The sequence below is a fragment of the Marinifilum breve genome (assembly GCF_003202155.1).
Taxonomy (GTDB): Bacteria; Bacteroidota; Bacteroidia; order Bacteroidales; family Marinifilaceae; genus Marinifilum; species Marinifilum breve.
In genome coordinates, this window is sequence record NZ_QFLI01000001.1 from 514,560 (window position 1) to 535,002 (window position 20,443).

Consider the following 20,443-nt stretch of genomic DNA (forward strand, 5'->3'; position numbering starts at 1 on the left):
TCTACCTGGAAGTTAAATTAATTATCATCAGATAGAATAAACCCAACGCCATGAACATTTTCGATTTTTACCTGTGAATCTGGCTTAAGATGCTTTCTCAGTTTTGTAATAAATACATCTAAACTTCTTCCCATGAAGTAATCATTTTCGCCCCAAACCTTTACAAGGATATCCTCACGACGAACAACATTATTTTTCGATTGGAGCAACATGTATAGAACCTCTCCTTCCTTTTGCGTTATTCGAGATTCGTTATCATCAATTCTTAGAGTAAGATTTACATGATTGTATTCAAACTTGCCAAGTTTGAAAGTTAATTCCGGAGTATCCTGAACTGAAGCTGTTCTTTTTAAAATAGCATTAATTCTTCTAATCAATTCATCCTCATCAAATGGTTTGGTGATATAATCATCTCCACCCAAATCAAAACCTTTCAATTTATCTTCTTTTAAGGATTTTGCCGTGAGAAAAATAATAGGAATGTCCTTATCTTTTTTTCTAATCATCTTACCCAAAGAAAATCCATCCATTTTAGGAAGCATCACATCCAAAAGACAAATATTATATTTCGATTTGGAAAATTTCTCATAACCTTCCTCACCATCTCTAGCCAAGCTAACTGTGAACCCTTCCATTTCAAGAAAAGCATTTAAAACCTCCCCAAGGTTAGGGTCATCTTCAACCAATAGTATATTTTTTGCTGTAAGTGTAGTCATAAATTTAAGATTGTGGTATCATCACAGTAAAGGTACTACCATAATTTTTCTTACTCCAAACATTTATAGAACCTTTATGAGCATCAATTATCATTCTGGAATATGACAAGCCAATTCCAAAGCCTTTAACATCGTGACGATCACCTGTTGGAGCTCGATAATATCTATCGAAAACATGTTTTTGTTCCTCCTTACTCATTCCAATTCCTTTATCGGATACCAGAATAAGTAAACTTCCATTATTGTTTTTTGTTTCTAATTTCAATTCAGGCTTACCTGAAGAATATTTGATAGCATTATCCAGAAGGTTTAAAAATACATTTTGAATCAACTCTCGATCACCTGTAATTAAATCATTTACAGCAGATTTATTTACAATTAACTCTCCCTTTCGTTCCGATAATCTAACCGATAGAGAATCAATACATTCTTTTAGTAGTTCATGAACATTAAATTGATTTGAATTTAATTGTAACTCTCCTCTATCGATACATGACAATTTTAAAAGTTGATCGACTTGCTTTTTAAGTCTATCATTTTCAGAAGTAATCATATTGGCATAATGAATTACCTGATTAGGTTGAGAATTAACCTTCTCACGGCCTAACATTTTTCCAGCCAAAGCAATTGTTGCCATAGGAGTTTTGAATTCGTGGGCAATATTATTTATAAGATCGGTTGTTCTTCCAAGTATTTTCTTGTCTTTAAGAAATGAGAAAACGGTCAATCCAAAAAATATAAATAGTATTAGTATCAGAATTACTGATAATATAAACATACTGCCCATACTATCCATTAAACTCTGCTCCCTTTTATTAAAATAGACATTCAGAACAGCTTTATCGTGACTTAATGCCTTACGTAAACTATAATAGAAACATTTACTTCTTGGCTGCTCATCAGCTGAAGTTAATACCTCAATGGTGTAAGCTGACTGAATTTGGTAATTCTGAAATTGCTGCTTAATGATAGAATCCAAACGTTCCACTTCACTTTCCAATTTGGCACTATCATTGGCATCAAATCTCGATTTACTCATACAAGCACTCATAGCTTCACATCTTTCTCTATCCTTCATAAACTCGTCAACCGATTCATGCAAAGCCATTCCTACCCTATGGTTAAATTGTTCTTCGTTCAAATCTCGCGCCCTACCTATCCACCTTATTTGTATTAAAAGAAGAGTAATAAGAACTACCACAGATATGCCGAGGAATATCTGAATTCTATAATTGCTTAATCTGTTAATTAATTTTTGAACTATTTTAATCATTTAATATCTTCTGTACTCCTTTAGTAATGGGTATATTAATCAATCCAAAGGTAGTTTAATTTTTAAAAATTTAAATTTCTTTAACAATTCATTAACAGCAGATAAAAAGATCTTTTACGTTCTTTATAAAACAATTCAATAAAATCAAAACGGATTAATTAACATTTTAAATTTAAAACAATGAAAAAATTATTATTGAGCCTATTATTTGTTTTCGCTATTAGCGCAGTAAGTTTCGCAGTTCAACCAGTTAGCATTTCTGTTGATAGCGATATTGTACTTACTCAGGATGTAGATCAAGATCAGGAACAAGATAAAAAGAAAGTAAAAAAAGAAGCTAAAGCTGATAAAAAAGCTTGTTGTTCTAAGAAAAAAGACTGTTCTAAGAAAGAATGTTCTAAAGAAAAAGCATGTTGTAAAAACAAAAAAGAATGCTCTAAAAAAGAGGCAAGCGCTAAAAAATGTGATTCTAAATGTAAAAAATCATGTTCGAAAGAAGCTAGCGCAAAGAAAAAATGTGATTCAAATTGTAAAAAAGATTGCAAGAAAAAGTCATAATTTATTATCAAGCAACAGTTAAGCCCTTCGAAAATTTGAAGGGCTTTTTTATGCATTTTGGTACAATTTATGTTGCACGTTTAGCGTTAGAATTTAAAATCAATATAATATTGAAACACCCATGAAAACATCAATAATTTTAACCTTAAGCCTTGTATTCTCATTCTTCGCACAATCACAAAATGTTGAACGTTACATGCAATATCATGATACCGGTAGAATGCTAATACTAGAAGGCAAGTATGATAAAGCAATCCCATACCTGGATACTGCTATTAATATAATGCCCTACTATCCTACTATTTTCCAAGACAGAGGATATGCATACATGCAACTAAAAAACTACAAAAAGGCGATATTGGATTTTAATCATGTGCTGGCTAAAAAACCATATATGAGCGAAGTAAAATTACAAAGAGGAATGGCTTATTACCACCTGAACCGATTAAATGAATCGGAACAGGATTTATTGGCTGTTGCCAATTCTAATCCGTCCAAAAGCAGAGAGGCAATTATATACCTTGAAAACATCCAAAAAGAAAAGGAACTAGCTTATATTCAAAACCAGCAACAATTAGATTACTTACGATTACAAGTTGAAAATGAAAGACTTCAAAGAGCTCGACATCGAGAGGAGGTAATCTGGAATACCGTAGTTCCTCTGGCCTTCTGGACGACTGTATTTTTAACCTGGTAAATCAGTATCCGGCTGTATTGGTCTTCGCTTAAATGAAATGGTTTTTCCGGCGAACCTTATTTTTTTTAAGTCAGGAGTTTCCATATTCTCTAATTTAAGTCTCAATTTATCTATACTGTCAATTGAGCCAACAACAGTCAGCACATCGCCCAATCGTAACCTTGTGAATCCTGTCGAAATCAAAGTATTCTGATTGCGTTTGGTTGCCAATATAATTAAATCAGTAGGAATTTGCAGGTCTCGAATTGCAACACCATGCAATTCTGGATTTTGCATTTCTATATCAACAGTATCCTGATTTTCTTCCATACCCAGCAATAGTGAAGTTGCAATAGGTGAACGAACCAGATGGTCCATAAGACTCACCATTACGGTAGATGGTTCAACAATTAATGCACCTAACTCATGAAATTTCTTAATGAAACTTCTTTCATGAACTCGAACCACAATATCTCTGGTCCCAAAATGTTCATAAGCCAATTCACAAACCGTTAAATTGTCATTATCTTTATTTAAAAGAACCAAAGCATCTGCCTTGTGAGCTTTAATCTTCCTTAATTCTTCCAAATTATACTCGGGAACATGTACAACATTTACTCCTTGATATTCTAATTTTGCTTTGGCTTCATTTCGAGTAACCAATTGTACTTTCCAATCATTATCCGCTAACTGTCGTGCCAATGCAAGTGATTGACCTTCTAATCCAAAAATAAGTGCTTTTTGAACTTTATTTTCATGCTGTAATTCCCTTTGTTTATGACTTTCGCCAACCAGAAGAATAGACCATTTGAATAATGGAGGCCCGAATATCTCATTTAATACAATTACAGCTAAAAGTATGGTAGCAAACTCGGAACCCCAAGTTGGATATTTTGCCGATACAACTGACACTAACCCAATAGCAACCCCAGCTTGAGTTACAAATGGCATCCATGAAATTCTATTATAACGCATTGGATCTCCACCCAAAGTACCTCCTATAAATGCACCAATCGCCATACTCGTTAATCGTACAAAAAAAAATATCAAAGCAATTGACCATACATCTTTTAGAATATCAATTTTTACCGAAGCTCCCGTTAATGTGTAAAATAACACATAAATAGATGGAACAACCAATTCGATAATGCGATTAAACTCTCTTCGGTTTTTACCAAAATTAACAACTACAAAACTTCCAAGAATACAGATTAGCAATGGCTCGATGTATAAATCAAATCCAAACCATTCGATACTTTGATGATGAACTAAACTTGCTAACAAATACACACTGTATCCGGTAAGGACAATAATAAAAGCCTTAAGCTGAGTATATATACGAATGGATAAGATTAGATTTAATAAATTTCCTAAAACAAAACCTAAAAATACCGATAAACACAACTCTCCAAACAAAATAATCACCAACCAAAAATCGAATGGGATTTTTGATATCAATGCATCTGCAACTGCAAAGCAAATGGTGAATAGTACAATTACCAACACATCCTTAATAACCGTAACACCAATAGCCATTTGTGTAAATGGTCCTTTTGCTCGCATTTCATTAATTACAGCTATGGCCGAAACTGGCGACCTAGTAACGAACACCGTTCCAATTAACAAAGCAATAGCCAACTTGTATTCAAATGACATATCTGATAAGAATTGAATTCTCTCGGAAATCAACAAAACAAAAGAGACACTAAGTCCAAAAGTAAATACGAGTTGCCCAAAGGTCATCCACTTTATGCTTCTCATTCTTCCCTTTAACTCTTTAAGAAACAATTCGGCTCCCGCAGCAAATGCAATAAATGCCAATGATATTTCATTTATGAATCCTAGTTTTTCAATTGAAGTTTTAGGCAAAAGATTCAATACATAAGGACCAGATAACATCCCAATAAATAAAAGGCCAGTAATTATAGGTAACTTGATTTTTGGGAAATACAGCGATATTCTATTTGCTCCCACCGCAATAATCAGAAAACCCATTAAGACCATTAATATTTCAAGATACTCATTCATTCGATTCAATTTTAATGTTTGCTCAAAACAATTGATATAAAACATATCATAGCAACTTGTTTAGGTATTAGTATTTAAGATACAGAATTCTCTTATTAGTTCCAATTCCATCAAACATTGTTAAATGATTGTAAAGTCTGCACAGATACGAACACTTACTGTACGAAATGTAACATGATTTCCTTTTCCATTAGCACTACTCCTACTCATTAAGCACTGACATAGTGCAACTTGCAGAAAACGGCACAAATACTGTTATAATTCTACCGAACCTATTAACCAAACTTAAAATGAAGATCAAACGAATTTTAACCGTTGGAGTTATTTTTTTGATGATTTGCATTGTAAATACAAAGGCAAGTAATCAAAATTATTCTCCTGAAATTATCAAAGCTGTTCTTGATGAAACTCAAGAGCTTTGCTCAAAAGATAATGGATTGCTATGGGGACATAGTTTGGATGTTCCGATTCTTTTTGTTGATGAAGAGAATGAAATCGTGTACTCAAATAAGAATAGCTCAAAATTAAATCTGGAAGAAAAAAATAACATTTACATAGGGAAACTTCCTGATTTTATAAAAGTGAAAAAAGGACCACAAAAAATAGACAAACGCAATTGGGCTGTTATACCTCTACCTTTGCCTGAAAACAAAATTGAACAACAGTGTGTTATTTTGCATGAAGCTTTTCATTGTTTGCAACCACAAATAGACTTGAAACCTTTACCATATAATAACAGTCATATGGAAGAGATGGAAGCAAGAGTATGGTTAAAACTTGAGTGGAAAGCCCTGGATTTTGCATTGCATAGTGAAGGAGAAGACAGAAAACAAGCAATCATCGATGCAATTTGCTTTAGGAAATATCGCAGAGCTTTATACTCTGATTGTGATGGCTGTGAAAATAGATTCGAAATTCACGAAGGAATGGCTGAATATACCGCTCAAAAAATATGCAGATCCAATCCAGAGTTTAAATCTTTCTTGCAATCAAAGCTTGAATGTTTATGGGAAAACAAATCGTACGCTGATTGTTTTGCTTATTTCACCGGGCCTGTTTATGCTTATTTATTGGATGAAACTGAAATTAACTGGAGAAACCAATTAGGATCAAAAGACGATATTGCCATACTGGTACAAACAGCTTATAACATTTCGTTACCTTTTGATGTTTATATGGAAGCCGAAGAAAGATCTGTTTTGTATAGTGGAGCTAAAATTATGGGAGAAGAACTGGATAGAGAAATTTCATTATAAGCCGTTTGCTTATCTGAAATTAATTAGTTTAAAAAAGGATTGCCACCGGCAATCCTTTTTATTTACATTACAATTTTCTTTCATTAACTTTATATATCAAAAAGAAGAAAATCATGAATATTTTATTGGAACAAGGTTGGAGCGAAATAGATAGTAAGCTGATTAAAAATTACGTATTATCTGATTTTACCCATGCCATTAAATTTATCAATCTTATTGCCGAAGATGCCGAAAAAGTTGATCATCACCCTGACATTAAACTGTATAAATACAAAAATGTCAGAGTAACATTAACAACTCACTCTAAACGAAGAATTACAGAAAAAGACATTTCGCTAGCAAAGCAGATTGATAAGATCTTTGATTCAATTAATTGATTTTATCGAATTTCAATTCCCTTATTATAAGTTCCTAAAATTTGCATTCCTCGTACCTTCTGAGAAATCATGTTCATTGCATTTTTAAATTGCATTGGAGCTTTAAATTCTAGATCAACATGAAAGAAATACTGCCAATTTTCTCCAGGAATTGGATGGGATTGGATTTTAGAAAGGTTAATACCCTCTTGAGCAAAACAATCTAAAATATACGACAAACTACCGGGTTCATGACTTGTGCTAAAGTATAGTGAAGCCTTTGTAAATCCTCCATTAACACCAACATCTTTTTGTCTTTTTAGCAAGAAAAATCGAGTTTGATTATTCTTAATACTTTCAATGGCCTCCTCCAAAATCTCTAAATCATAAAGCTTAGCAGGTAAATCTCCAGCAATTGCTCCTACACCTTGTAGTTCCTTGTCACGAATATTTTTAGCACTTAATGCAGTATCTTCCATCTCTACCAATCTGATATGTGGATATTGACGAAAAAATGCTCTACACTGATTGATAGCCATTGGATGAGAATGAACCTCTTTTAAATCCTCAATTTTCTGTCCCGGCAAAGCCATCAAGTTTTGCTTAACTCGTAAAAAGATCTCTCCTTCCACAACAAGGCCTGAATCTTGTAACAATCCATAATTTTGTAAAATACTTCCAGCTATTGAATTCTCAATGGCCATTATTCCTGCATCGCAAGCACTTTCATCATTAACAAGGTCAACAAGTTTGGCAAAATTTTCAGCTGGAATAATTTCAACATCCTCACCATAATATGCATTAGCCGCAATGTGATGGAAACAGCCTTCCACTCCTTGAATAACAATTCTTCTCTTGTCCATTTTGTTTTGGTTTTATTAGATTTTTTTCAAAAAAAAAGTCCTGAATAATCAGGACTCTCTTTTAATGCATTTGTAATTTAAACCATAAGAATCCTGTCCTTCTCGTCTCCAAAAAAGAAAAAGCTAAAAATGAAGCTAAAGGAAAATATGGTTCTCATTATATCGTAAAAAAAAGAGCCTTTCGAAAAAGGCTCAGTTAATATTTTATATCACACAAAACCTCTTCAGCACTACATGCTAAAAAAGAAAAAAAATCGGTTTGCGTGAACTCTATTCATAGTTTGTAAATCATTTATACAGTTCAAAGGTAAAAAAATAATTTTAAAAATAATGGTTTGGCATAAAATCAATTCAGTTTCAACAACATAATTTAATGCAATAATAAGAGAAACAACTAAGTTTTCTCGATGATTTTTAATATCTTTTAATCTGATTTTTATTATTTAAGAGAAAACCACATGAAACAACTCATCCTGCTATCATTTATTTTATTGAATGCAACGTGGATAAATGCTCAAAATACCAAAGAATACTCGGTTGCCATTTTGGGTGATGAATATATTCACGAAACAGACTCCATCTTAAATCGATTGAAAGCTGAAATTAAATCTGTTGTATCACAGGAAGCTACAATTGTATTTAAAGAGAAATATTTTTTAATGAATCAACTAAACCAGGAAAATGCAAAAGAAAATTATCAAACTGTAGTAAACTCCGATGATGTCGATTTGATTTTATCCTTTGGTTCCCTTAACAATTTTGTGATTGCCCAAAACAAAGCATTTCCCAAACCTGTTATTTTATTCGGTGTTATTAATGATGATTTCATTGAGTTTCCTGAAGGACAAAACACATCTCAAGTTAAAAATCTCACCTATATTTTAACTCCAAAATCATACAAAGAAGATTTATCGGAGTTTAAGGAAATGTACCCTTACAATAAAGTTGGAATAATTGTAGATGAATATTTAACCGAAATCTATCCTGTAAAAAATACATTGGACAATATTCTGGGTGAGATCAAATCGGAGTACAAACTCATTCCAATATCATCTATTGATGAATTAGACGCCCAACTTGAAGATGTTGATGCAGTCTATATTTCCGGAGGTTTGTACTTCTCTAAGCAAGAGAAACAAAGAATGATTGACAGGATCAACAATCGAAATTTGCCTTCCTACACTTCATTGGATGAAGAATTTTCCTTTTTGGGCGTACTGTTTAACACGCAACCTGTAAATGAGTTAGATCAGTTTTTTAGGAGAATTGCTCTAAACATTGAGGCTGCAGTATTGGGAAGTGATTTATCGGATTTACCGATTTACCTGGATGTAGAAACCAAATTGCTTCTAAATATCGAAACCTCATTCAAAATTAACTTCCCCTTGAAATACAGCTTTTTAATAAAAACAAATATTATTGGAAACGCCAAAAACCTTCCATATAAAGAGAATTATTACTTAGATAATTTTGTTTATCAACTTCTTGAAAAGAATTTAAGTTTAAAGGCAAGTAAATTTGATATCAATTTGGCCAAACAAGAGGTAAAACTGGCAAACAGTCAATATCTGCCAAACCTTTCAACATCAGTAACTGGTTCGCACATTGATCCTGATTTAGCCGAAGTATCTAACGGATCGAATCCTGAGTATACCACAAGTGGTAATGTGAATATTGAACAACTCCTATTTTCGGAACAAGCCAGTGGAAATATCAAAATTCAGAAAACACTGGCTGCTGCCAGCCAGGAGAACTACAATGCCGTAGAAAAGGATGCAATATTAGATGCAGGCATTACTTTTTACAACGCATTAATTGCAAAGGCCAATTACCTAATTAATGATGAAAATTTAAGGGTAACCAGAAAGAATTTTGAAATCGCAAAGCAAAATTACTCTGCCGGACAAACCGGTAAGGGTGATGTTCTGCGTTGGAGAAGTGAATTAGCATTGGCAACTCAGAATATTGTTAATGCTTACACCAACTATATTCAATCAATGCATGCTATAAATCAACTTCTAAATAATCCTATCAATTACAAAATTGACATCAAGCACTCATTGGTAGATGAGAATACAGAAGATCAATTCGATTACAAAGGTCTAATCATGCTAATTGATGACCCAATTTTAAGAGGCAAACTACTAACATATCTGGAGAAAATTGCAATTGAAAATGCTCACGAACTGAAATCTTTACAATTTAATATTGAGGCATCAGAAAGAAGTGCAAAACTATATCAAAGAAGTAAATTCCTCCCAACAATTGCCTTGCAAGGAGGATACAATTATACTTTCTCAAGAGATGGAAAAGGAAGCACCTACCCTACAGGTATTGTAGGTGCTCCTGATGGATATTATAATATTGGCGTACAATTAAGTCTGCCTATTTTTAATCAAAATCAAAGAAGTTTAAACCGTCAAAAGTCATTAATTCAACAGCAACAATTAAATATTCAGAAAGAAAACACAGAAACACTTATTAAGAAAAATGTAAATGATATTGTGTATACCATATTGAATCTTTATACCAATATCGAATTATCAAAACTTACCACCAAAACAGCAAAAGAGAGTTTAGAACTTATGCAAATTTCTTACTCTAATGGAGCCATAGGAATTACAAGTTTAATTGATGCTCAGCAGGCATATTTTCAAGCACAGCAACAGCAGGCAAGTGCGGGTTACAACTTTTATTTAAGTCTTTTACAAATGGAGAGAATACTTTCATACTATTTCTTCCTAAATCCGGATGAAGAAAATCAATCTTTCATTCAAAATCTTCAAACTTATCTTTTAACCAATAATTAAACCAGCACAATTATGAAACCATTATATATACTAGCATTAGGCTTATTCATATTTACATTTGGATCTTGTGGCAATAGCAACGAAGAGCAAAAACAAGAGCGATATCGCCCGGTAAAATATCAAGAAGTTAGTTATTCAGGAATTGGACAAGTGAGATCTTTCAATGGAACTGCAAGGTCTGATAAAGAAATCAACTTAAGTTTTAGGACCTCTGGAATTCTAACTGTTTTAAATATTGCCAATGGTCAATCTGTAAAAAAAGGCGATTTATTAGCAAGAATCGATAATTCAGAAGCTCAATTATCTCTAGAACAATCAATATCAGCACTAAGCAGTTCGAAAGCTAATTTGAACACAGCTACCTCAACATTGGATAGAACTAGAACCTTGTTTGAGAAAGGAAGTGCTTCATTAAGTGATTATGAAAATGCAAAGTCATCATACGCTTCGGCTAAAGCAAACTACGAATCCTCAAAACGAAGTGTAGAAATTCAGCAGAAACAAGTTGGTTATGGAATCATCTATTCTCCTTCAAATGGAGTTATTGCAGCTAAAAATGTAGAAAACAATGAGAATGTAAGTGCAGGACAAATTATTGCAGTTTTGAACGCCGGTAGTTTTATGGAAGTAAGTCTAGGTTTGCCTGAAAACGTAATCAACAGAGTACAACAAGGTATGGAAGTATCGGCAACATTTCCTGCTCTTCAGGGCAAAGAATATCAGGGAGTAGTAAATGAGGTCTCTCCATCCATTAGCGAGGGATCAGCTACCTACCCGGTAAGAATAAAATTATTAGGTGAGACTTCAGAAGTAAAGTCAGGAATGGCAGCACATATCAAATTTAGGTTCGCCGAAACGAATAATGGTGAAAGCTTAATTGTTCCGATTTCAGCAGTGGGTGAAGACAGCAAAGGAAACTTTGTCTTCGTTATAGAGAAAGAAAGCGAGAGTGTTGGAGTTATTAAAAAACAACATTTTAAAGTAGGCGTACTTTCACCTATAGGATTTGAAGTAAAAAGTGGATTAAAAGCAGGTCAGATTGTAGCTACTGCTGGTTTACAAACACTTCTCGACGGGCAAAAAGTTAGTTTAAAATAGTATTCACCTCCAAACAAAGCAATTATGAATCTTACAAAATTTGCTATTGAAAAAAGCCGAATAACCTTTACTCTGCTTGCCGTGGTGGTGATTTTAGGCTTGGCCTTATATGAAACTTTACCAAGAGATAGTATGCCTCCATACACAGTTAGAGTGGCTACTGTTGTTTCTTCATTTCCTGGAGCTGGTCCGGAAAGGGTTGAACTCTTGGTTACAGATAAAATAGAAAAGAAAGCACAGGAAATTCCTGAAGTAAAAGAGATAAATAGTACATCCAGAACTGGATTATCTGTGGTAACAGTGACTCTTAAAGATGAAGTTGCCCCTGAAGACCTTCAGGCTATCTGGGATAAACTAAGAAGAAAATTAAATAGTCTAAGAGATCTACCTCAAAATGTAAATCCAAATCTTAATGACGATGATGTTGGTGTTGTATATGGAATTATGGTAGGCTTAATAAGTGATGGCTACTCTTATGTAGAAATGAAAGAAGCAGCCGATGACTTAAAAGATGCCCTAATTAAGCTCGACGATGCTGCCAAAGTTGAATTAGGAGGTGTGCAAGATGAAAGAGTTTTTATTGAGTTTGACGAATCCCAATTGAAAGAATATGGATTAAGCTCATCCAAACTTCAAAGCATTATTGCGTCTACCAACATTTTGGATTCTGGAGGAGAAGTTAACCTTGAATCTGAAAGAATCATCCTAGAGCCAACGGGTAACTATGAATCTTTGGAAAGTATTGAAAATACCCTGATTCCTATAGGTGATGGAAGTCAAGTAGTCCAATTAAGAGACATTACCAGCATTCGCAAAGCATATGTTGAACCTGCCAGCACCATTGTTCATGTAAATGGCAAACCTGCTATCTCACTTTCCATTTCACTAATGGATGGTGCTAATATTATTAAATTGGGTGAAGATGTAGATAAGGTTTTAGCTGAATGGAATGAGCATTTACCTATTGGGTTAAATGTTCAACGCTTAACATCTTTAGATAGCTATGTTGATAAAAGTATCGATAATTTTATTGGCAATTTGGTCCAATCTATCGTGATTGTATTGGTAGTAATGCTAATCTTCCTGGGATTGAGAACAGGTTTGATTATTTCCAGTTTGATTCCTATTGTAACCATTATGACCTTAATGTTAATGGGGCTTATCAACATGGGATTGAACCAGGTTACATTAGCTGCATTAATCATGGCACTGGGAATGATGGTTGATAACGCTATTGTTGTATCAGAATCGATAATGGTTAAAATGGAGAAAGGAATGACGGTTAAGGATGCTGCGATCTCATCTTGCTCCGAGCTAATTATTCCTTTGTTAATTTCAACCTTGACCACTTCGGTTGCCTTTCTATCATTCTATTTGGCAGAATCAACCATGGGTGATATTGTTGGACCAATTTTCGTGGTTATCACATTGGCCTTGATATCTTCCTGGATCGTTTCTCTTACCATTATTACCATGTTGTGTTTCTACTTCTTAAAAGTGAAACCAAAAGAAGAAGCTAAGCCTAACTTCATGGATCGAATTTTCGATACATTAAAAGTATATTACAAATCCATCATTTTGTCTGCTTTAAATCGAAAAGGAATTGTAATTGGAGGAATTGTTTTGCTATTCTTTCTATCCTTGCAAGGATTTAGTTTGGTGCCATTCATTTTCTTCCCGGATAGTGATAGAAATATGATTACCGTTGATATTAACCTGCCTTTGGGAACGAAAATTGAGGAAACCGAAAAAGTGGTAAAAGCGATTGAAAAACACATTGCGGATGAATTACAAGTAAATGATGAGAGAGAGAAGGGAATCATAGACTGGTCTTCCTTTATTGGACAAGGACCTGAATCTTATGACTTGGGATACTCTCAAGACGAAGCAAACTCAAGCTATGCTCACATTCTTATTAATACCAGCTCATTTGAAGAAAATGCAGAAATGATTCGTCGATTAGATGAATTTAGCTTTAAACATTTTCCAAATGCCGATGTGAAAGTCTCAGCTCTGGGCTCAGGAGGTGGTGGTACTCCAATTGAGATTAAAGTAAAAGGAAACGATCCAGATATATTGGCTGACCTTTCTGAAAAGATCAAATCTCGATTGTCACAAATACAGGGAACTAAAAACGTGAAAGATGATTGGGGCCCTAAAACCAAAAAGTTTGTGATTAATATCGACCAGAACAATGCACAGATTGCAGGGATAACCAATCAGGACATAGCCACTTCGTTAAAAACTGTATTGGATGGATTTCAAACTGGCGAATATCGCGAGGATGATAAAAACATTCCTATTCTATTAAGAGGTTTCTCAAGTCAGAATCAAAGCTATGAAAAGATTGAGACCATGAATGTGTTCTCTCAAAGTTCAGGAAGAAGTGTTCCTCTTTCTCAGGTAGCCAGCATTATTCCACAATGGCAATATGCAAAAATTAAACGCCTCGATTTGATTCGAAGCATTAATGTTTCGAGCGAAATCACAGAAGATGGGAATGCTTCGGAAATTATGAATGAGGTACTACCATGGTTGGATGAAGATGTAAAAACCTGGCCAATGGGTTACAATTACGAACTTGGTGGTGATAGTAAAAATACTGCTGAAAATATGGGTGCCGTAATTGCTTATCTTCCATTATCAGCATTTCTAATTTTGTTATTATTGGTTATTCAATTCAATTCATTTAGAAAAACAGCAATGGTAGTAAGTACTATTCCATTGGGAGTTATTGGTGTAGTAATTGGATTAATTGCTCTTCGCTCCTATTTTGGTTTTATGGCCTTCTTGGGTGTAATATCACTTGCCGGAATTGTGATTAATAATGCCATTGTTTTAATTGACCGAATAGAAATTGAGCTCTCCGAATTGAAACGAACGCCACAAGATGCTGTAATTGCGGCCTGTTTGCAAAGATTCAGACCAATTCTGTTGACTACATTTACGACTTCCCTGGGATTAATTCCATTGTATCTTGGAGGAGGTTTAATGTGGGAACCAATGGCAGCTTCTATTATGATTGGATTACTTTTTGGAACAGTAATCACCTTAATCTTTATACCTGCACTATATAGTGTATTCTACAAAGTGAATTATAAAGGTTATCAATTCGACGAAAAACTCTTACAAGACTAAAACAAATAAAACTCAAGCAAGCCTGTCAATTTTCATTGACAGGCTTTTTTTATGAACGTTAACAAATCAATAACAAGCCAGATTATTCTGTTTCAATGAATAATGGTATATTTAATACTCGTAAGTCTTATTTATACAATACCATGAAATTGAATATTCTATTCTCAATTGCCTTGCTATTTGCATTCAGCATAAACGCTAAATCTCAGGACTTTGAAACCTTAAATTTTAAGGACCTTGAACCCACATTCCACTTACAGAATGATACCACATATGTTATTAATTTGTGGGCCATGTGGTGTAAACCCTGCGTTGAGGAACTTCCGGAATTTGAACACATCCGAAAATCATACGAAAATAAAAAAGTAAAGGTCTTATTGGTAAGCCTGGATTTTGGATCAAAAGTAGAGGAACGCCTGAGTAAATTTCTTATAAAGAAAAATATAAATGCTGAGGTGGTAATTCTCGATGATCCGGATGCAAACTCATGGATTGGTAAAGTGGATGACAAATGGGATGGTGCATTGCCAGCAACAGTGATATATAAAAAGGACAAACGAAAATTCTTTGCAAGGAAAGTAACTTATTCCGAATTGGCAGAGACAATTGATAATTTGAATAGATAGAAGTAATAGTATTAACCAATTTATTTAGATGATGAAAAAAATATTATTCCTAAGTATTCTGCTAATATCAGCAGTAGCAATTCATGCACAAGGATATAAAGTAGGCGATTCAGCAGCAGATTTTAAGCTGAAAAATATCGATGGCAAACACATTTCACTTGCTGACTATAAAGATGCAAAAGGATTTGTGGTGATCTTTACCTGTAACCATTGCCCATATGCCGTGGCTTATGAAGACAGAATTATTGATATCGATAAAAAATACAAGAAGAAAGGCTTTCCGATAATTGCTATTAATCCGAACGATCCTGCGGTGGTTCCCGGCGATTCTTTTGAAGGAATGCAAACAAGAGCCAAAGAGAAAAGTTTTACTTTCCCTTATCTTTTTGATGCAAAGCAAGAAGTTTATAAGAACTTTGGAGCTACCAAAACACCACATGTCTACATTTTAAGTAAAAATGGTAAAGATCTTAAGGTAGAATATATTGGTACCATCGATAACAATTATAAAGATGCTTCGAAAGTGAGCACCAAATATGTTGAGGATGCAATCAATTCCCTTCTGATGGGTAAAAAGCCAGAAGTAACCTACACAAAAGCTATTGGCTGTTCGATTAAAACAAGAGGATAAATCTCAATTATGAATTAATAATTATCAATGATTAATTAAAACACCTCTTAATGACTTTGTCAATAAGAGGTGTTCATTTATAATTCATCACTTATAATTCATAATTATTCAGTAATTTTTAAAGACAACTTCCCTACCACTCTACCCGATTCGCTGTATTGATGTGCTTCTGCAATATCATCCAACTCGTAAGACTTATCGATGTGCGTTTTAAGTAATCCTGCATCAACAAAATCGGCTAACAACTCAAGATCTTTTTTGCTTTCCTGAACAAAGATCTTTTTCATTTTTTTGGAGCTAACCAAATTGTGAATTGATCCCAGCAAAAGAATATTAAACGAAGGCAAAGTAGTTACATATACCCCACCTCGTTGTAACAAATGCTTCACTTTTTTGTATTCCAGCTTACCAACCACATCGAAGAAAATATCGTACTCTTCCTGAAGTTCCAATAAATTCTCATTTTGGTAATCGATCACCCGATCAGCTCCTAGCTCTTTTGCAAATTCAATATTTCGAGCACTACAAACACCTGTTGCCTTACATTTAAATGCTTTTGCCAGTTGCAAAGCGAAGGAACCAACACCGCCTGAGCAGCCATTAATCAATACACTCATTCCGGCTTTTATTCCTCCCATATCACGCAAAGCCTGCAAAGCAGTTAATCCAGCTAAAGGAATGGTAGCCGCCTCTTCGAAATTCATATTCTGAGGCTTTAAAGCCAAATGATCGGGAGTTGTAGCCACATATTCGGCATACGCTCCATTCTTAATAATGTCAACTTTGCCAAATACCTCATCGCCTACACGGTAAAACTGCACCTTATTGCCTACCTCTAGTATGCGACCAGCAATATCACCACCCAAAACACAAGGCAATTTCTTTCGCATAAATAGCTTTAGCAAACCTTTTCTGATTTTCCAGTCAACTGGATTAACAGAGGAGGCATACACCTCCACCAATACTTGATTTTCTTTTATCTTCGGTCGATCCAGATTTGTAATTTCCAACACATCAGGAGAACCATATTTTCTCATTACTATAGCTTTCATCGTCGTTTTCTTTCTGTTAGGTTCAATTTATCCTGAGTACAAAACTCACTAATCAAGTTACGACAAGTTTGGCTCAATTTCAAGCTATTACACGGCAGGCAATTTCGCCTATCTATCAGCTATAAGGTAAGTAATCTCAACATGATCCGTCAGTACAATTGGATCTGGATTGGTGAACGATTGTGAACCCGAATAACCAGCTTTACTCATTCTCATTTCCGCCATGTGCTGCTTTGGTCCGTATAGCGCTTTAACGGTTCCGTAATTGATATTCATTATGCTTTTAAGCTGAACTTCTGCCGATTCTGCCAACACCTTTGCTTTGATTTTGGCATCACTCACAGCCATTGCAATTAATTTTGCCTCGGTAGATTTAATCAACTCAGGGCTTAAACCATAGTTGGCATTGTAATTCAACTCCACATCCGAAGATTTTAATACCTCAAGACAAGAGTGAATTGTTTTTCCATTGGCTTCCAACTTTAGTTTGAGACTGTAATTGGCACGGTAACCATCAGGAATCTGTCGGCCCGATGAATACGTGTTCTCTTCGTTGATTCGCTGACCAACATCAAATATCTTCAAACTCTCAATCTTTGCCAATTTCAAAGACTTCTTTAATCGATCAACATCAGCGAAATTTTTGTCCAAACAAGCCTCATATTCACCTGCCTTGGTACTTATATTTACAGATATCTCAACAATATCGGGCTCTTGAAATATCTTGCTCTCTCCCCTTACATCTAAGGTAGGATAAGTACTTTGAGCATTTACACAAACGCCTGTAATCAGGATGATCACTAATAGGATTAACTTCTTCATCATTTTTAATTTATTGATTTGTTGCTTCTTATATTATCTGGAAAAGTAAGAGAAAAATTCACACTCAATTAAAAGACAATCTAGTCTTTTTTAACTATCTTGCGTCCTCTTAAATCCAAAACACGTTTGATTTAGGAACGATTACTTGCAATAAGTTATCAATGTAAATTATCAGCAAAAAAGGCTCTCTTCACGGGAGCCTTTTTTTTGCATGTATGCTTTTATCTCATCTTATCCCAATCGCCATCAAACAACAATTGGGCCAAGTTTTTTCTATCTCGCTTAGGCGATTCCATTTCTCTCATACTTTCGGGCAGCTGATCTGCATCGCCCAAATAACCGACCGCAATCATGGTTACCGGTTCAAAATCTTCCGGAATATCGAAAACCTCACGAGCTTTTTCAGCTGAGAAACCAGCCATTTGATGCATGTACAAATCCATACTCATGGCTTGCACGGACATGTTTCCAATGGCCAAACCCAAATCATGACGTGCATGATCATTCGGATTTTGATTACGCGCAAAAATCTTAGATACTACGGTTAAAATTATCATGGGAGCCGTTTTCACCCACATCTGGTTAAACTCTCCCAAACAAGAAAACAACTGCTCGTATCGTTCCGGATAATCCTTGGTAGCATATACAAATCGCCAAGGTTGCTCGTTATAACATGATGCAGCAAATGAGGCCGACTCAAACAATTTCTCAATCTTGTCCTCCTCTATCTCCTGATCGGCGAAAGCTCTCGGACTCCATCTTTTATCAATTAATTCGTGAATTCTTGCCATATGTGTTGGTTTAAAGTTCTTTTTATTTTTGGTTTAGCTTATAATGTTGGCTTTATTAACACCCCTCTGGCTGTCGCCATTTGATTCACACTTGCTCATTTTCAATTGTGTTCACGAGCTCCGCTTCGCTACGGTTCCCCTGAAAGGGAGAAATCTTAAAATGAACAACAACTAATTCCATTTTAAGAACTACACTTTATACTTATTACTTTGTACTTGTTACTTGATACTTAATTTTGAATATAACTCTTTTTTAACAATTATTAAGGACTAGGTAGTACTTTATTCTATATATTTGATGCCTAATTCAATACTACAATTGTTATATATCAAGATGGTATTGAATCAATTGATTTTTATATCCCGATGGAAACAAAATTCTTTGGGGATAGTATAAATACAAATCGGTAAAAATCGATTTAAGAATCTTTGAAATAAGAATGAGAGCGAGCGTTTATTTATTGATACCTCTGTTACTATTTATGCTTTTGGTAGACATTTACACCTATCGTGGCACAAAACCTCTGATTGCAAGAATTAACAATTCAATTGCACGACACACATTAACGTATTTATTCTGGAGCATTTCAGTTTTTATTTTTGCTGCCTTTACCACATTCATGTTTGGTATTAAGCACGTAAAACAAGCCGATGCCTACATTTATTCCGGCTATTTGGTGGCCGGATTTGCGTTATTTTATTTTCCAAAGTTTGTATTCATATTTTTCGTCTTAATAAAGGATATACAAGGGGCGATTAGGAGAACCATAACATGGTTCAGAGAGAGAAGGAATAAAAGTGTACCACAATTTAATTCGAAGAGAAAGATGGAGAGATCCGAGTTTTTGTACCAAATGGGATTGGTATTGGCTGCCATTCCGTTTGCATCTATCCTTTACGGAGTAACCAAGGGAAAATTCAATTACCGAGTAATGCGCGAGAGCATTCGTTTCAACAATCTTCCGAAAGCATTTAAGGGTTTAAAAATTGTTCAGATATCGGATATGCACCTGGGAAGTTTCAACAAAAACTTCGAGAAGGTGGAAAAAGCCGTTGAACTGATTAATGAGCAAGAACCAGATTTGATTGTTTTCACTGGCGATTTGGTAAACAACTTTGCCGAAGAGACTGATGGCTGGGCTCCTGTTCTGGCAAAAATGAAAGCTAAAATTGGCAAATACTCCATACTGGGCAATCACGATTATGGCGATTACTCCTATTGGCGATCGGAGGAAGATAAAGCAAAAAACCTTGCTGCAATAAAATATTTCCACAAGCAAATGGGATTTCGATTGTTATTGAACGAAACCGAAACCATAAATATAAAAGGAGAAGAAATTGCCTTGGTAGGTGTTGAAAATTGGGGTAAACCTCCATTCCCTCAGCATGGCGATTTAAACAAGGCTACCCAAGGCACAGAGCATCTTCCGTTTAAAATATTGTTGAGCCACGATCCATCGCACTGGGACGAAGAGGTGATTAAAAACTCGAATATCGATCTTACTTTTGCAGGACACACCCACGGCATGCAGTTTGGAATTGAACGTGCAGGCATAAAGTGGAGTCCGGTGCAATACAAATACCCTCGCTGGGGCGGATTGTACCGCGAAGGCGATCAGTACCTTTATGTAAATCGCGGATTTGGATACATCGGTTTCCCAGGAAGAATTGGTATGCCACCCGAAATTACCGTGGTGGAATTGGCATAAAACTAAATCATAAAAAAAGCAGCGCACTTGTCTTATTTGA

General features: G+C 34.8%; 17 protein-coding genes. 10 read left to right on the top strand and 7 right to left on the bottom strand.

Features of this window, described 5'->3' with window-relative positions; genetic code table 11:
- Positions 1-17: 17 nt before the first annotated feature.
- Both DF185_RS02080 and DF185_RS02085 read right to left on the bottom strand, forming a co-directional pair.
- The gene (locus DF185_RS02080; RefSeq protein ID WP_110359062.1) at positions 18-716 is read right to left on the bottom strand and encodes a response regulator transcription factor; all 699 of its coding nucleotides are present in this window, start codon (positions 714-716) and stop codon (positions 18-20) included.
- Positions 717-720: 4 nt separating this feature from the next.
- Positions 721-1,989 carry a sensor histidine kinase gene (locus DF185_RS02085; protein ID WP_110359063.1) on the bottom strand — a complete coding sequence of 423 codons (1,269 nt, stop codon included), beginning with the start codon at positions 1,987-1,989 and terminating at the stop codon, positions 721-723.
- Between the two features lie 180 nt (positions 1,990-2,169).
- Between DF185_RS02085 and DF185_RS02090 the strand changes: the two genes are divergently transcribed.
- Together DF185_RS02090 and DF185_RS02095 are read left to right on the top strand one after the other, a co-directional pair.
- Positions 2,170-2,547 carry a hypothetical protein gene (locus DF185_RS02090; protein WP_110359064.1) on the top strand — a complete coding sequence of 126 codons (378 nt, stop codon included), beginning with the start codon at positions 2,170-2,172 and terminating at the stop codon, positions 2,545-2,547.
- A gap of 121 nt (positions 2,548-2,668) precedes the next feature.
- Positions 2,669-3,244, top strand: a complete 576-nt coding sequence (locus tag DF185_RS02095; protein ID WP_110359065.1) for a tetratricopeptide repeat protein — start codon at positions 2,669-2,671, stop codon at positions 3,242-3,244.
- On the opposite strand, the gene DF185_RS02100 is transcribed toward DF185_RS02095, so the two are convergent.
- Positions 3,233-5,251 (bottom strand): monovalent cation:proton antiporter family protein, encoded by a 2,019-nt coding sequence (locus DF185_RS02100; protein ID WP_165835911.1) that lies wholly within the window; start codon positions 5,249-5,251, stop codon positions 3,233-3,235. The genes DF185_RS02095 and DF185_RS02100 overlap by 12 nt on opposite strands.
- A gap of 290 nt (positions 5,252-5,541) precedes the next feature.
- On the opposite strand from DF185_RS02100, the gene DF185_RS02105 reads away from it, so the two are divergent.
- Together DF185_RS02105 and DF185_RS02110 are read left to right on the top strand one after the other, a co-directional pair.
- Positions 5,542-6,507 carry a hypothetical protein gene (locus tag DF185_RS02105; protein ID WP_110359067.1) on the top strand — a complete coding sequence of 322 codons (966 nt, stop codon included), beginning with the start codon at positions 5,542-5,544 and terminating at the stop codon, positions 6,505-6,507.
- A gap of 110 nt (positions 6,508-6,617) precedes the next feature.
- A complete protein-coding gene (locus DF185_RS02110) occupies positions 6,618-6,884 on the top strand; it encodes a 4a-hydroxytetrahydrobiopterin dehydratase (protein ID WP_262509974.1) in 267 nt (88 codons plus the stop codon).
- Between the two features lie 2 nt (positions 6,885-6,886).
- Here DF185_RS02110 and DF185_RS02115 read toward each other — a convergent pair whose 3' ends face one another.
- Positions 6,887-7,726, bottom strand: coding sequence for a prephenate dehydratase (locus DF185_RS02115; protein ID WP_110359069.1), 840 nt, complete (start codon positions 7,724-7,726; stop codon positions 6,887-6,889).
- A 458-nt stretch (positions 7,727-8,184) separates the two neighbouring features.
- Between DF185_RS02115 and DF185_RS02120 the strand changes: the two genes are divergently transcribed.
- The 5 genes from DF185_RS02120 to DF185_RS02140 all read left to right on the top strand — a co-directional run bounded on the left by DF185_RS02120 (position 8,185) and on the right by DF185_RS02140 (position 16,029).
- Positions 8,185-10,536 carry a TolC family protein gene (locus tag DF185_RS02120; RefSeq protein WP_110359070.1) on the top strand — a complete coding sequence of 784 codons (2,352 nt, stop codon included), beginning with the start codon at positions 8,185-8,187 and terminating at the stop codon, positions 10,534-10,536.
- A 12-nt stretch (positions 10,537-10,548) separates the two neighbouring features.
- Positions 10,549-11,634 (top strand): efflux RND transporter periplasmic adaptor subunit, encoded by a 1,086-nt coding sequence (locus DF185_RS02125; protein ID WP_207784545.1) that lies wholly within the window; start codon positions 10,549-10,551, stop codon positions 11,632-11,634.
- 24 nt (positions 11,635-11,658) lie between these two features.
- Complete coding sequence (locus DF185_RS02130; RefSeq protein ID WP_110359071.1) at positions 11,659-14,772, top strand: efflux RND transporter permease subunit; 3,114 nt, start codon at positions 11,659-11,661, stop codon at positions 14,770-14,772.
- A gap of 95 nt (positions 14,773-14,867) precedes the next feature.
- The gene (locus DF185_RS02135) at positions 14,868-15,398 is read left to right on the top strand and encodes a redoxin domain-containing protein (protein ID WP_110359072.1); all 531 of its coding nucleotides are present in this window, start codon (positions 14,868-14,870) and stop codon (positions 15,396-15,398) included.
- Positions 15,399-15,426: 28 nt separating this feature from the next.
- The gene (locus tag DF185_RS02140) at positions 15,427-16,029 is read left to right on the top strand and encodes a thioredoxin family protein (protein WP_243421745.1); all 603 of its coding nucleotides are present in this window, start codon (positions 15,427-15,429) and stop codon (positions 16,027-16,029) included.
- A gap of 104 nt (positions 16,030-16,133) precedes the next feature.
- Here the strand turns inward: DF185_RS02140 and DF185_RS02145 are convergent, their stop codons facing one another.
- The 3 genes from DF185_RS02145 to DF185_RS02155 all read right to left on the bottom strand — a co-directional run bounded on the left by DF185_RS02145 (position 16,134) and on the right by DF185_RS02155 (position 18,694).
- Entirely contained in the window at positions 16,134-17,081 is a 948-nt protein-coding gene (locus DF185_RS02145) for an NAD(P)-dependent alcohol dehydrogenase (RefSeq protein ID WP_110359073.1), read from the bottom strand.
- Between the two features lie 108 nt (positions 17,082-17,189).
- Entirely contained in the window at positions 17,190-17,906 is a 717-nt protein-coding gene (locus tag DF185_RS02150) for an SIMPL domain-containing protein (protein WP_110359074.1), read from the bottom strand.
- A 218-nt stretch (positions 17,907-18,124) separates the two neighbouring features.
- Positions 18,125-18,694, bottom strand: coding sequence for a nitroreductase family protein (locus DF185_RS02155; protein WP_110359075.1), 570 nt, complete (start codon positions 18,692-18,694; stop codon positions 18,125-18,127).
- Between the two features lie 440 nt (positions 18,695-19,134).
- Here DF185_RS02155 and DF185_RS02160 point away from each other — a divergent pair, with 440 nt between their 5' ends.
- The gene (locus tag DF185_RS02160) at positions 19,135-20,403 is read left to right on the top strand and encodes a metallophosphoesterase (protein ID WP_110359076.1); all 1,269 of its coding nucleotides are present in this window, start codon (positions 19,135-19,137) and stop codon (positions 20,401-20,403) included.
- Positions 20,404-20,443: the final 40 nt, after the last annotated feature.